Origin of the sequence: Streptomyces netropsis, assembly GCF_014203545.1 — a bacterium.
GTDB lineage: Bacteria > Actinomycetota > Actinomycetes > Streptomycetales > Streptomycetaceae > Streptomyces > Streptomyces netropsis.
The window spans coordinates 199,575-215,258 of record NZ_JACHJG010000002.1; the positions used below are offsets into that span (position 1 = coordinate 199,575).

Here is a 15,684-nt window from a genome sequence, read left to right on the forward strand (position 1 = left end):
GACCGGCTCTGGCTGGACGAGACGTACGAGAACTTCGGCGTCGACTCGCTGACCGTGGCCCGCATCGTGGACCTGCTGTCCGAGCGCATGGGGGAGCTGCCCGCGACACTGCTGTTCGAGTACCCGACGGTCCGTGAGGTCGCCGACCACCTGGTCGAGCGGCATGCCGACCAGGTGCGCGCCCTGCTTCCCGAGGCGCCCGCCGCGGCGGAGCCCGCCGTACCCGGACCCGCCGTGACGGCGCACCCGGCCGTGCACGCGGCCGAGCGCCCGTCGGAGCCCCGCCCGGGAACGGACCGCCGCATCGCGGTCATCGGCGTCGCCGGCCGCTACCCCCTGGCCGACGACCCCGACGCGTTCTGGGCGAACCTGCGAGCCGGCCGCGACTGCGTGCGCGAGGTCCCGGCCGACCGGTGGGACCACGGCGCGCCGACCGAGGCGGACGGACGGAAGACCAGCCGCTGGGGCGGCTTCCTCGACGGCATCGACGAGTTCGACCCCCGCTTCTTCCGGATGTCACTGCGGGAGGCCGAGCTGACCGACCCGCAGGAGCGGCTGTTCCTGCAGACCTCCTGGCACGCCCTGGAGGACGCGGGCTACACCCGGGCCCGTCTGCGCGGCAGCCGCGTCGGCGTGTACACGGGCGTCATGTACGGGCACTACCAGCTGCTCGAGGACGAGCGGGGCCTCGCGGGAGGGATGGGGTACGCCTCCATCGCCAACCGGGTCTCGTACTTCTTCGACTTCCACGGGCCGAGCCTGGCGATCGACACCATGTGCTCGTCGTCGCTCACGGCCGTCCACCTCGCAGTCGAGGCCCTGGCGGCCGGACAGGCGGACTACGCGCTCGCCGGTGGCGTCAACCTCGCACCGCACCCGCGCAAGTACCGCCAGCTCGCGGCCGGCGGCTTCACCGGGGAGAGCGGGCGGTGCCGCAGCTTCGCGGCCGACGGCGACGGGATGGTGCCCGGCGAAGGCGTCGGCGCCGTCCTGCTCAAGCCGCTGGCGGCGGCGGAGCGCGACGGCGACCGGATCCTCGGCGTGATCCTCGCCGGCGCCGTCAACCACGGCGGCAGGACGGGCGGATTCGCCGTCCCGAGCCCGGGTGCCCAGGGCGAGGTCATCGCCCAGGCGCTGCACGGCGCCGGCGTCGACCCGGCGAGCGTCTCGTACGTGGAGGCGCACGGAACCGGTACCGCGCTGGGCGACCCGGCCGAGGTGGCCGGGCTGGTCCGGGCCTACGGCGACCTGCCCGCCGGATCGGTCGCCCTCGGCTCGGTGAAGTCCTCCGTCGGCCACCTGGAGTCGGCCGCGGGCGTCGCCGCCCTCACCAAGGTCCTGCTGCAGATGAGGGCCCGCGAACTGGCGCCGTCGCTGCACGCGGAGACCCTCAACCCGGCCGTCGACTGGAACTCCGTGCCCTTCCGCGTGCAGCGGGAGCTCACGCCGTGGACGGGCGCCGAGCCGCTGCGCGCGGGCATCAGCGCCTTCGGCGCCGGCGGCTCCAACGCGCACCTCGTGGTCGAGGAGTACCGGCAGGACACGCAGCCGGGCGGTACGGCGGGACCTGCTGTCTTCCCGTTCTCCGCACGCGACGCGGAGGCACTGCGCCGCGTCGTCGAAGGGATGCTGGACTGGCTGCGGACGGCCGGTCCCGGCACCGACCCGAAGGACATCGCCACCGTGGTCGGCGTCCCCGTCACGGCCGTCGACGAACCGCTCGACGAGCTGGGGCCGGACCCGGCCACGACGGTGCGGCTGATCGGCCTCGGCCACCTCGTGCGGCCGGGCACCGTGCACGGCGGGACGACCCTGCGCGAGCCGGCCGGACGGGCCGGCGGCGGCCCGGGCGTCGACCTCGGCCGGCTGGCGTACACGCTGCAGACCGGCCGGGAGCCCATGGCCCACCGGTTCGCCGTCGTGGCGCGAACGGCGCGGGAGCTCACCGAAGCCCTCGAAGCCTTCCTCGCCGGCCGCCCCTGCGGCCACACCGCCGTCGTGACCGCGGAACCCGGCACGGCCACTGTCCCCTCGCCGGCCGACCCGGACGGCGTGGCGCGTCGCTGGGCCGCGGGTGAGGACTTCGACTGGACGGCCGCCCACCGGGGCCCGGTGCGTCCGCTGTCCCTGCCCGGGTACCCGTTCGCACGGACCCGCTGCTGGATCGACGCCGTCACCCCGGCCGCCCCGATCGCACCGATGGCCTCGGTCACTCCGGCCACGGCAGCCACTCCGGCCCCCCGGCCGGCCCGTCCGCAGGGTGCCCGCTCGCTGGACTCCCTGCTGCTACTGCTGGGCGCGGTCAGCGGCTACCCGGTGACCGACCTCGACCCCGCCGGCTCCTTCCACGAGCACGGTCTGGACTCGCTGAGCCTCGTCCGGTTCGCCGACGACGTCGCGAACGCCTTCGGCGTGCCCGTCGGGCCCGGCCAACTGCTCGCCACCTCCACCCCGAAGGCGCTCGCCGAGTGGCTGGACCGTGAACACCCCAACGCCGTGGGCGGAGCCGGGGTCCAAGAGGCCGAGCCCGAGCCGGGCCCGGACCGGCCCGCCGACGACCCGGTCGTGATCGTCGGCATGGCGGGCACCCTGCCGGGCGCGCGGGACCTGGACGAGTTCTGGGCCGGCCTCCAGCGGGGCGGAGACCTGTTCACCGAGGTCCCCGCGGACCGCTGGGACAGTCGCGCGCACTACGGGGACCCGGCGCGGCACCCCGACCGGACCCGGATCACCCGGGGCGGTTTCATGCCGGACGCCGACCGTTTCGACCCGCTGTTCTTCGGCATCTCGCCGCGCGAGGCCCGGTGGATGGACCCCCGCCAGCGGCTGCTGCTGCGCACGGTCTGGACGGCGCTGGAGGACGCGGGCATCGACCCGGCCGACCTCGCCGGCACCGACACCGGACTGTTCGTCGGCGTCGGCGCGTCGGAGTACGCCGAGCTGGTGCAGCGCTCCGGCACGGCCACCGACGCGTACTCCGCGACCGGTCTGACCCCGTCCATGCTGGCCAACCGCGTCTCCTACCACCTCGACCTGCGCGGCCCCAGCGAACCCGTGGACACGGCCTGCTCCAGCTCGCTCGTGGCCCTGCACCGCGCGGCGGAGGCGCTGCGGCTCGGACACTGCGACACGGTCATCGCGGGCGGCGTCAGCCTCATGCTGTCGCCCGTGACCTTCGCCTCCCTCGAACGGGCGGGGATGCTCAGCCCGGACGGCGTGGGCCGGGCCTTCGACAAGGACGCCGCGGGTTACGTGCGCGGCGAGGGCGTCGGCGCCGTCGTGCTCAAGCGGCTCAGCCGCGCCCGTGCCGACGGCAACCCCGTCCTTGCCGTCCTGCGCGGCACCGCCGTCAACCACGGCGGCCGCTCCAACTCGCTGACGGCCCCCAACCCGCGCGCCCAGGCGGAGGTCGTCGTGCGCGCCCACCGCGAGGCGGGCGCCGACCCGGCGACCATCGGCTACCTCGAGACGCACGGCACCGGGACGGTCATCGGCGACCCCGCCGAGACCAACGGCCTGCGCCAGGCGTTCGCCGAGCTCTACCGCGAGTGGGGTCACCCGGCGCCGACCGTGCCGCACTGCGCCCTCGGCGCGCTGAAGAACACCATCGGCCACCTCGAGCCGGCCGCGGGCATCGCCGCGGTGCTGCGCGTGCTGCTGTCGATGCGGCACGGGCGGATCACCGGCGATCCGCACGGCCCGGAGCTGAACCCCCGTCTGGCACTGGAGGGCACGGCGTTCGAGGTCGCGGTCGGCGGCCGCGACTGGGCGCCCGTGGCGCCCGGCGTGCCGCGCCGCGCCGGGGTCAGCTCGTTCGGCTACGGCGGGGTCAACGCCCACGTCGTGCTGGAGGAATATGTGGCCGACGAGCCGGCTCCGGCCGACGGCCCGGCCGTGTTCGCGCTCTCCGCCCGCGACCCGGAGCGGCTGCGCGCCTTCGCGCAGTCGTTCGCCCGTGCCCGGGACACCTGGGCGCACGACCTCGCGGGCACCGCCCACACGCTCCAGGCCGGCCGCGCCGAGCACGCCGAACGCCTGGCGTTCGCCGCGGAATCCGGTGAGCACGCGGTGGCCACCCTCCGGCGCTTCCTCGCCGGGGACACCACCGGCATCCACCGCGGCCACGTCGACCGGCACGCCGACAGGTCACCGTTCGACGGCCGCGGCGACGACGACGCATGTGCCGCCGCCTGGGTGCGGGGCAGGACGATCGACTGGTCCGCCCGGTGGACACCGGCACCGACGCGGCGTTCCCTGCCGGCGTACCCCTTCGCCACCGAGCGGCACTGGTTCACCGACGGCGCCCCCGCAGGAGCCACCGAGCCCGCCTCTACGCCCGCCTCCGGTGACACGGCCGACACGGCACCCGTCAGCCTCTTCACGGCCGCATGGACGGCCGAACCCGTGCCGCCCGCCGCGCCGTTCGCGGACCGGGTGCTGGTGTTCGGCGACCTGCCGGTGCCCGGCGCCGTCCACGTGCGGCCCGGCTCCGCGTACGCGGACGACGGCTCCACCGTCACGATCCGCCCCGGCGAGGCCGAGGACTACGCCCGGCTGCTCGCCACACCGGCGGACCGGATCGTGCACCAGTGGCCGCTGCTCGAACCGGACCGCGAGGACCTCGGCATCGAGTCGGTCTACCTGCTCGTCCAGGCCATGACGACCTCCCGCGCCGCGCACCGGATCCAGGTCCTGGTGCCCGAGGGCGCCACGGCGGAGGCCTGGGGCGGGTTCGGCACCTCGCTGCGCGCCGCCCTGCCCGGCACGGCCTTCGGCGTCGTGCGCGTCACGGGCCGGATCGGAACGGCAGCCCTGCTCGCCGAGGTGGCGGCCGAGCGGCTCTCCGCGGCCGCCGTCCGTCTCTCGGCCACCGGCCGCACCGTGCGCGCCCTCTCGGAGGTCGCAGCGCTTCCCGCCGTCCCCTCGCCGCTGCGCCCGGACGGCGTGCACCTGGTGACCGGCGGCGCCGGCGGGCTCGGACTGCTGCTCGCCCGCACGCTGCTGGCACGCGGTGCCCGCGTGGCCCTCACCGGCCGGTCGCCCGTCGAGGACCGCGCCCGGGAGTTGGCCGAGCTGCGCGCGCTCGGTGACGTCGCGTACTTCCAGGCATCCGTGACCGACCCCGCCGCCATGGCGGCGGTCGTGGCGGCCGTCAAGGACAGGTGGGGTGCGCTGCACGGCGTCTTCCACCTCGCCGCGACCGCCTCGCGCACACCGCTGCCCGGCAAGGACGTCGCCGAGTTCCGCGGCCACCTGCGGGCGCGCTTCGAGGGCACCCGTGTGCTCGACGACGTGACCCGCGACGAACCGCTGGACCTGTTCGTCCTGTACTCGTCCCTGGCCGGCCAGCTCGGCGACTACGGCCTCGTCGACTACGCCGTCGGCGCCCGCTTCCTCGACGGTTTCGCCGAGGAGCGCGAGACGCTGCGCTCGGCGGGCCGCCGCAGCGGGCGCACGGTCTCGATCGACTGGCCCATGTGGCGCGGCGGAGGCATGCACGTGGACCCCGAGGACGAGCGCGGCTACCTCGCGGGCACCGGCTTCCGCTACCTGGAGGCCGACGAGGGCGAGCGGATGCTCGACCTCGTACTGCGCCTGGGACGCCCCCAGGTCGCCGTGCTGCCGGGAGAGCCGGAGCGGATGCGCGAGCAGGTCGAGTCGATGCGGATCCGCCAGGACGCGCGCCCGCACCGCCTGGCTGCCCCGACGCCGACGGTCGTACAGCGGACCGTGCCGTCAGCCCTTGAACTGGCCGGTCGGCTGCGGACGATGGTCGCCGAGCTCCTCGGCCTGTCGCCGTCGGCGCTCGACCCGGACGCGGGCTTCGGCGAGTACGGCCTGGACTCCTTCGGGCTTCAATCCCTCTCCGTAGCCCTGGAGGAGGCCTACGGCGTGACGGTGCCGACGACGACGCTCTTCGGCGCCAACACCATCGAGAAGCTCGCCCGTCACCTCCTGGCGGAGCACCCCGCCCTGCTGGAGCGGGACGTGGCACCGGCCGCCGTGACGGTCACCCGGAGCGAGGAGCCGGTCGTCGCCGCGCCGCTGCCCCCGGTCACCCGGACGGAAGCGGTGGCCGCCCCGGCCCCCGCCGCCCCGGCCCCCTCGTCTCCGGACGACGCCGTCGCCATCATCGGCATGGCCGGGCGGTTCCCCGACTCGCCGGACGTGGAGGCGTTCTGGCGGAACCTCGCCGACGGCCGGGACCTGATCACCGAGACCCCCGCCGACCGGTGGGACTGGCAGGAGGTGTCCCGGCGCTTCGGCGGCACCGCGCGATGGGGCGGCTTCCTGACCGACGTCGACCGCTTCGACGCGCGGTTCTTCAAGATCTCGCCCGCCGAGGCCGAGGTCATGGACCCGCAGCACCGGCTGTTCCTCGAGCAGACGTGGGCGGCCCTGGAGGACGCCGGCTGCCGGCCGGACCGGCTCGCCGGCCGCCGGGTCTGCGTGTTCGCGGGCGTGCAGTTCAACGACTACGAGTCGATGGTCCTGCGCGGGGAGCAGGTCAACCCCCACGCCGGCACCGGGCTGGCGCGGACCGTCCTGGCCAACCGCATCTCGTACCTGCTGGACCTCAGGGGCCCGAGCGAGAGCATCGACACCGCTTGCTCCAGCTCCCTGGTGGCGCTGCACCGCGCCGTCCGCGCCCTGCGCAGCGGGGAGAGCGAGCTGGCCATCGCCGGCGGCGTCAGCCTGGTGCTGTCGCCGCAGACCGTCGTCGCCGGCAACCAGCTCGGCCTGCTCGCCCCGGACGGCCGCTGCAAGGCGCTCGACGCCCGGGCCGACGGGTACGTCAAGGGGGAGGGCGTGGGCGTGCTCGTCCTCAAGCCGCTGTCCCGCGCCCTCGCCGACGGCGACCGGGTGCACGCCGTGATCCGCGGCTCCGCCGTCGACCACGGCGGACACGCGTCCTCGCTGACCGCCCCGAACCCGCTGGCGCAGGCCGACCTGCTGGTCGACGCCTACCGGGACGCGGGCGTGCCGGTCGAGACGGTCTCCTACACCGAACTGCACGGCACCGGCACCGCGCTGGGCGACCCGGTGGAGATCGACGGCCTCGTCCGGGCCCACCGGACCCTGGCCGCCGGGCCCGCCACCGCGTGCGGCATCGGAACCGTGAAGAGCAACATCGGCCACCTGGAACCCGCGGCGGGCGTCGCGGGCGTGATCAAGGTGGTGCTGGCCATGCGCCACCGGACGCTGCCGCCGACGCTGCACCTGCACACGCTCAACCCGCTGATCGACCTCAACGGCACGCCGTTCCGGCCCGTACGGGAGACGACCCGGTGGGCTCCCACGGACCACGGCGGAGCACCCCTGCCGCTGCGCGCCGGCGTCAGCTCCTTCGGCTTCGGCGGCGTCAACGCGCACGTCGTCCTGGAAGAGGCGCCCGCCACGCCGCCGCCGACCCCGCCGGAGGGCGAGCCGCGCGAGGTCTTCGTGCTGTCCGCCCGCGACGAGGACGCGCTGCGCCGCTACGCCGCGGCGACGGTCGCGTTCCTCGACGGCGAGGCGCCGCCGCTGTCCTCGCTCGCGTACACCTCCCAGGTCGGACGGATCCCCATGGCGGCGCGGCTCGCGGTGGTCGCCGGTTCGACCGGTGAACTGCGCGCGCGGCTGACCGCCTTCCTCGACGGCGACGGCGACGGCGACGCCGCCCGGAGCGGTGCGGACGGCGACCACGCGTGGCTGTCCGAGCCGGAAGGCGCGAGCTATCTGGCGCGCCTGGTCCGGGAGGGAAGCCTCGACCGGATCGCGCAGCTCTGGCAGGGCGGGGCCGACATCGACTGGAGCGCCCTGCGGCCCGACCGGCCGCCGCTGACGTCCATGCCCACCTATCCGTTCGCCCGCGAGCGGCACTGGCTCACCGCCGGTCCCGCTCCGGACGTACGGCACGAACCGCGGGAGCCGCAGGGGTCCTCCCTGCTGCTGGTGAAGGACTGGGAGGCCGCGCCGCTGCCTGAAGGAGACCTGCCGGGCCGGGTCATGGTGCTCGTCAGCGCCGAGACCGAGCCCGTCGCCGTGGCGGCCTTCGGCACCGGAGCCACCGTGGTCCGGCTGGACCGCAACGCCGACGACGCCGCCGTCGCGCGGATCGCGGAATCGGCACGTCGGACGGCCGCCGTCGTCGACATGGTGGACGCGTCGGCCACGCCGGTCGCGACGCCGGAGGCCGACTGGTCCCGGATCGCGCTGCTGCGCGAGCTGGTCACCGCGAACCGGACCCGTGGCTTCGCCTACCTGCACCTGACCCGCGGCCTCACGACGTTCCGGGCCGAGCGGCCGACGCTGCGCGGCGCGGCGTTCGCCGGTCTCGTCAGGATGCTCACGGCCGAGTACCGAAGCGTCTTCGCCCGCACCCTCGACCTCGACACCCTGGAGCCGGCCGCGGTGCGGGCGGCGGTCGCCGCCGAACTCGCCGCGACCGACCCGGTGACCGAGGCCTGCGTGCGGGCCGGGGTGCGGCACCGGCCGGTGCTGCGCCCGGCCGACCCCGTCACGCCGTCCGCCGACTGGTCGGCGGACCTCGCCGGCCGTACGGTCGTCATCACCGGCGGGACGGGCGCGCTGGGCCGGCTGGTCGCGGCCCGGCTCATCGACCGGGGAGCCGACCGGCTCGTGCTGCTCGGCCGCTCGCCGCTGCCCGCCCGGGACGAGTGGGCAGCGCTCCTCGCGGCCCCCGGCACCGACCCGGCCCTCGCGGCGCGGCTGCGCGACCTCGCGGCACTCGAACGCCCGGGCGTGCGCGTGGCGGTCGAGACCGCCCCCCTGGACCGGATCTCCGAGGTCCTGGGCCGCGCACGGCGCGAGCTGGGCCCGATCGCCGGGATCGTGCACTGCGCCGGGCTCGGCGTGCTGCGCGACCCGGCCTTCATCGGCAAGCGGATCGAGGACGTCCAGCGGGTTCTCGAGCCCAAGACGGCAGGGCTCCAGGCCGTCCTGGACGGGTGCGCGGACGACCCCTTGCGGTTCGTCGTGCTGTACTCGTCCGTCGCCGGACAGGTGCCCGCACTGGCGGTGGGCATGAGCGACTACGCGCTGGCCAACTCCGTACTGGACCGGGTCGCCGAGTACCGGGCCGCCACCGGCGGACCCGTCGTCAGGTCGCTCCAGTGGCCGAGCTGGCGGTCGGCCGGCATGCCCGAGGTCGACACCCCGGCCTACCGGGACCTGGGCCTGCGGACCCTGGACCCGGAGGCCGCGCTGGCCCTGCTGGACCGGGCGATGACCGGGAGCGACCCGGTGGTGCTGCCGTGCGTCGTGGACGCCGGGCGCTTCGACGCCGGCGCCCTGCTCGCCGTCCCCGCGCCCGGCCGCCCGGACGACGCGCCGGCCGCCCCCGCCTCCGTCCCGGCCCCGCGTGCCGTCCCGGCCGGGAACGGCCTCGTCCGGCGGGTGACCGAGGTGATCGCCTCGACGCTGCGGCTGGACCCCGCGCAGGTCGGACCGGACGAGGACTTCGCCGACCTGGGCGTGGACTCGATCATGGTCGCCCAGATCCTCGCCACGCTGGAGCGGGAGCTCGGCGTCGTCGCGGAACCGTCGGCCGTCCTCGAGAACCCGACCGTGACGCTCCTCGCGAAGGCACTGCGGGACCAGCTGCCGGAAGCCGAACTCCCCGCCCCCGAACCGGTCTCCGTGCCGTCCACCCCCGGCCGGTCCGCCCAGGCCGTGACGGTCGCGGCACCCGCCGCACGGGCCGGCGCCGACGCCGTGTCGAAGACGTCCGTGTCCGGAGCGTCCGGGGCGGCGGTCGAGCCGAAGGACGGCATCGCCGTCATCGGCATGGCCGCCCACTTCCCCGGCGCGCCCGACCACCGGACGTTCTGGCGGAACCTGGTGTCCGGGACGGACTCGGTGACCGAGGTGCCGCCGTCCCGGTGGGACCCGGACCGCTTCTGGCGTTCCGACCCGCAGCCCGGCACCACCGTCAGCAAGTGGGGTGGCTTCCTCGACGGCATCGAGGACTTCGACCCGGAGCACTTCCGGCTCGACCCGGCCGGGGCCCCCTACGTCGACCCCCTGGTGCGGCAGGTCCTCGAAACCGGCGCGGAGTGCCTGGCCGACGCCGGGCTCACCCCCGAGCAGGTCGCGGGCCGGCGCGTGGGCGTCTTCGCGGGCTCCCGGGCGGCGAACTTCGGTGCGCGCCACCGCACCGCGGGCCCGCACTCGATCAGCGGAATGGCGCAGAACTTCATTGCCGCACAGCTGTCCCACTACCTCGACCTGCGCGGACCGGCCGTCGTCGTCGACACGGCCTGCTCCAGCGCGCTCGTCGCGGTGCACCTGGCGACGCACAGCCTGCGGACCGGGGAGTCCGACCTGGCGTTCGCCGCCGGCGTCGACATCCTCCTCGACGAGGTGCCGTTCGTCGGCATGAGCGGGGCGGGCGCGCTGTCACCGACCGGCCGGTGCCACACCTTCGACGAGCGGGCCGACGGCATCGTCCTCGGCGAGGGCGCCGGCATGCTGATGCTCAAGCGCCTGTCCGACGCGGTGCGCGACGGTGACCGGGTCTACGCGGTCATCGAGGGCAGCGCCGTGAACAACGACGGCCGCACCATGGGCATCACGACGCCGAAGCCGAGCGCGCAGCGGCAGGTGATCGAGGCCGCCTGGGCGGACGCCGGAGTCACCCCGGCGCAGATCGGCTACGTGGAGGCGCACGGCACCGGCACCATGATCGGTGACCCGATGGAGCTGAAGGCGCTCACGGACGCGTTCCGCGGCTCCACCGACGAGATCGGGTTCTGCGGCGTCGGCAGCGTGAAGACCAACATCGGGCACACCCTCAGCGCGGCCGGCATGGCCGGACTGATCAAGGTCGTGCTGTCGGTCCACCACGCGCAACTGCCGCCCACACTGCACTGCGCGACCCTCAACCGGCGCTTCCGGTTCGAGGAGTCGCCGCTGTTCCCCGTGCGGGAGCCGCAGCCGTTCACCGGCCGCGACGGCACGCGCCGGGGCGCCGTCAGCTCGTTCGGGTTCGGCGGCACCAACGCGCACATGGTGGTGCGCCAGGCACCCGACGACCACGTGCCGTCCCGCGAGCCGCTGGAGGCGCCCCGCTACCGGCGGCGGCGGTTCTGGTTCGACACACCGGCGCCCACGCCGACGTCCGTACCCGCACCGACGTCCGCGGAAGCCGGACGCTCCACCGTGGCGGACCCGCCCGAGCCGTTCTTCGAGCTCGAGTTCCCGACTGTGCCGGAAGGAAAGAAATGACCGCGTTGGATGGCCTGACCTGCACCGTGGTGGTGCGCGGGACCGACCCGGTGCTGCGCGACCACAGGGTGCACGGCACACGCATCCTGCCCGGCGTGTCGTTCCTCGACATGATCTACCGGATCCTGCGGGCCCGCGGTGTCGACACCTCCCGGGTGGAGTTGCGCCGTGTGCTGTTCCGCAACCCGGTGGCGGCCGGACCGGACTTCGACACCGAGTTGCGGGTGGGTTTCACCGCGGACGGCGACGGCTACCGGGTGTCCGTCACGGGCACCCGCCGCCCGTCGGGCGGGACCGAGCCGGTGCTGGACTGCCGACTGCTCCTGGACGTGCCCTTCCCCACGGAGTCCGTCGACCTGGCCGCCCTGCGCGGCCGGACGCCGCACACCGCGGACATGGCGGACCTGTACGCGCTCGTGCGGCGGACCGGCATCGAGCACGGGGACTTCATGCGGGCCCGCGGCACCTTGCACGTCGGTGACGGGGAACTGCTGGCGGACCTCTCGCTCGGCCCGCAGGCCGCGGCGTACGCCGACTACTTCCCTCTGCATCCGGCCGCGCTGGACTCCTCGACGCTGTTGCCGACGCAGTTCGCCCCGGCCGGGGTCGGCACGGCCGCACGACCGTACATCCCGATGCTCATCGAGTCGTTCCGGGCCCGGCAGCCGATCGGGGCGCGCACCCTGGTGCACGCCGTCCCGCCCCGGCCGACCGGCCCCGACGGCGACCTGACCACGTGTGACCTCCGGTTCCTCGGCACCGACGGCGGCGTCCTGCTGTGGTTCCGGGGGCTCACGTCGAAGCGGGTACGGGACGAGGGCGCCATCACCCGGCTGGACGGTGCGCCGTGCGCGCGGGAATCGGCGGAGATCGTGGTGCGCGCGCTGCTCGCCGAGCGCCTGGAGAAGCCGGAGTTCGACGAGGAGGCCGGGTTCTACGAGCTGGGCCTCGACTCCACGGGGCTGCTCGGCATCGCGGCCGACCTGGAGCGGGCGTACGGCACCGACTTCTCGCCCACGCTGCTGTTCGAGCACAACACCTTCGCGTCCCTGGTCGCACACCTCCGGGAGTACAGGCTGCCCGCCGACGGGCGGCGGGGGGCCGCCGCGCAGGCCGTGACCGGGGCCCCGCCCGGTGAGGCCGCGGCCCCGGCCGGGCGCGGCGCGCAGGAGGAACTGCCCGCCGAGGTCGTCTGGTTCGAGCCCCACTGGCGGGCCGTGCCGCTGCCCCCGGCACCGGCACCGGCCTCCGTGCTGACCGTCGACGCGTCGACCCCGCGCGACTGGCCGGCCCTGCTCGCGGCGACGGACGCCTCGGACGTGCTCTGGACCCCGGCCGACCCGCAGGATGTCGAGAGGGAGGCGGTCGCCCTGACCGGGTTCGCGGCGGCCCTGCTGCGCACCCGCAGGAGCCCGGTCCGGATCGCCTACCACCTTCCGGCCGACGCGCTGGCCGCGGCGGTCGTGGGCCTCTTCCGCACGCTCCGCAGGGAACAGCCGGGCGTGCGGGCCACCGTGGTGTGCTCGCCGCACGCCGCCGACGCCCTGGCTGAGCTCGCGGCGGGCACACCCGACGTGGACGTCCGGTACGAGGCGGGGGAGCGCCGGGTGCGCGACGTCCGGCCGACGCCCGCCCCGGACACCCCGGCGCGTCTGCGTGAGCGCGGCGTGTACCTGATCACGGGTGGGCTCGGCGGGGTGGGCCTCGCCCTGGCCCGGCACCTGGCGCGGACCGTACGGGCCCGGCTGGTGCTCTGCGGGCGGACGGCCGCCCCGTCGTCGGTGACCTCCGAACTGACCGCCCTCGGGGCCGAGGTCACCGTCGTCGCGACGGACGTCACCCGCGCCGAGGACGTCCGCCGCGCCGTCGGCCACGCGCTGTCCACGTTCGGCGCGCTGCACGCGGTGGTGCACGCCGCCGGTGTGCTGCGCGACGGGCTGATCGCGGGCAAGAGCGCGGAGGACGTGCGCGCGGTGCTGGCGCCCAAGGTCGCCGGTGCCCGTCACCTGTACGAGGCCACCCGGCATCTCGGGCTGGACTTCCTCGTCCTCTGCTCGTCCACGGCCGCCGCCTGGGGCAACCCGGGCCAGGCCGACTACGCCTGTGCCAACGCCTTCCTCGACGGCTTCGCGGAGGGGAAGCCGGGGGTCGTGTCGGTCGGGTGGCCCGGGTGGGCGGACGGCGGCATGCCGCTCGACGGCGCCGCCCTGCGCACGACGGGCCTGAAGGCCATGGAAACCTCGACGGCGGTCGACATCCTGCTGCGGGCCGCGGGCAGCGGGCGGCCGCACCTGGTGGCCCTCGTGGGCTCGGCGGCCACGATCACCGCCCGGTTCGCCCCGGTGGCCGCTGACGCCGTCGAGGCCGCCGAACCCGATACCGCAGCGGTTTCCGTCGCGGCCCCGATGGCCCCGGTGGTCGAGGACTCCGCCGACGACGCGATCGCCATCGTGGGGATCAGCGGGCGCTACCCCATGGCCCGCAGCGTCGACGAGTTCTGGGCGAACCTGCGGGACGGCCGCGACTGCATCACCGAGGTGCCCGCCGACCGCTGGGACCACGACGCGATCCACACCGACGCCAAGGGCGTGCCCGGACGTTCGTACGGCCGGTGGGGCGGATTCGTGGACGGCATCGACGAGTTCGACGCCGCGTTCTTCCACATCTCGCCCAACGAGGCCGCGGTGCTGGACCCCCAGGAGCGGCTGTTCCTCCAGGAGGCGTGGCACGCGTTCGAGGAGGCGGGGCATGCTCCCTCCGCCTGGCGCGGACGCGCCGTCGGGGTGTTCGTGGGCGTGATGTACAACCAGTACCAACTGCACGGCGTCCGTGCGGAACCCGGCTTCGTGCCCTCGTCGTTCAGCGCGTCGACAGCCAACCGCGTGTCGTTCTTCCTCGACCTGAAGGGGCCGAGCATCGCGCTCGACACCATGTGCTCGTCGTCGCTGACGGCGCTGCACCTCGCCGTCGAGGCGATCCGGCGTGGAGAGTGCGAGGCGGCGCTGGCGGGCGGCGTCAACCTGCACGTCCACCCCAACAAGTACCTGCTGCTCAGCCAGTCGTCCTTCCTGTCCACCGACGGCCGCTGCCGGGCCTTCGGCGAGGGCGGGGACGGCTACGTGCCCGGGGAGGGCGTCGGCGTGGTGCTGCTGCGGCCGCTTGCCGACGCGCTGCGCGACGGCGACCACGTACACGCCGTCATCCGTGGCACGGTGCTCAACCACGGCGGCCACACCGGTGGCTTCTCCGTGCCCGACCCCGCGTCGCAGGCCGCACTCGTCGGGAAATCGCTGGCGAGGGCGGGCGTCGACCCGGCCGACCTCGGCTACCTCGAGGCACACGGCACCGGCACCAGCCTGGGCGACCCGATCGAGATCGCGGCCCTGGAGCGGGCCTTCGACGGTGCCGGGGCCGGCCGGGGCCCGTGGCCCATCGGCTCCGTCAAGTCGAACATCGGCCACCTGGAATCGGCGGCGGGCATCGCCGCCCTCACCAAGGTCGTACTCCAGATGCGCCACGGGGAACTGGTGCCGTCCCTGCACGCCGAGCCGCTCAACCCCGGTGTGTACTGGGCCGGTTCGCGATTCCGCGTGCAGCGCGTCACCGAACACTGGACACCGCGTGACGGCGCGCCGCGGACCGCGGCGATCAGCTCCTTCGGCGCCGGCGGCGCCAACGCGCACGTGGTGCTGACCGAGCAACCCGCCCCGGACGCCGCACCGGAGACGGCACGGCCCCGGCTGTTCGTGCTCTCGGCCAAGGACGCCACCCGGCTGGACGAGACGGTCGCGGCCCTGCTCGCCCACCTGGAGCGGGCCGAGGGCGCCGGCGTTCCCGTCGCCCTGGAGGAGATCCTGACCGAGGTCGTGGGCTTCCCGGCCGACCCCCGCGAACCGCTGGCCGAACTCGGCCTGGACTACCCGCGGCTGGCGGAGCTCGCCCATCGCGTCGAGGAGGTGTTCGGCGTCCGGTTGCCCGTCGACGGGGGCACCACCCCCGCCGCTCTGGCGGCCGGGCTCGCCGCGGCGGCCCCGCCCGTGGACCCGGCGGCCCTCGCCTTCACCCTCTGGGCCGGACGCGACCACCTCGACGAGCGGCTCGCCGTCGTCGCCACCACCACGGCCGAGTTCGCCGAGGCCCTGCGCACCGGGACGGGCTGCCACCGCGGCCGGCGGCGGCGCTCCGCCGCACCGGCCGCCGGGGACGACCTGCGGGCCCTGGCGCGGGCCTGGGTCGAGGGAGCGGACATCACCGTCCCGTCACCCGCCCGCCCGCGCCGGCTCTCCCTGCCCGGCTACCCCTTCGCCCGTGACCGGCACTGGATCGAGCCCGCCCCGGCCCCTCGGGGAAGCCTGCCCGCACCGGCCGGACCCGACCGGGAGGGCCCGGGCAGTCAGGACTCCGAGCCGAGGGCGACGCCGGCGGAGTTGCCGCCGGTGTAGCGAGCCGTCACCG

At 75.3% G+C, this 15,684-nt stretch carries 2 protein-coding genes (1 of these 2 cut by a window edge); both read left to right on the top strand.

The genetic code is table 11. The annotated features are described in order from the left end of the window. Positions 1-11,229: the 3' portion of an L-histidine N(alpha)-methyltransferase gene (locus tag FHS38_RS05810; RefSeq protein ID WP_184731457.1), read on the top strand. 8,142 nt of this gene lie to the left of the window's left edge; only the last 11,229 of its 19,371 coding nucleotides appear in the window; the start codon falls outside the window, past its left edge; its stop codon occupies positions 11,227-11,229. Continuing rightward, entirely contained in the window at positions 11,226-15,671 is a 4,446-nt protein-coding gene (locus FHS38_RS05815) for an SDR family NAD(P)-dependent oxidoreductase (protein ID WP_184731459.1), read from the top strand. The genes FHS38_RS05810 and FHS38_RS05815 overlap by 4 nt, the downstream gene beginning before the upstream one ends. The last annotated feature ends 13 nt before the right edge of the window (positions 15,672-15,684 follow it).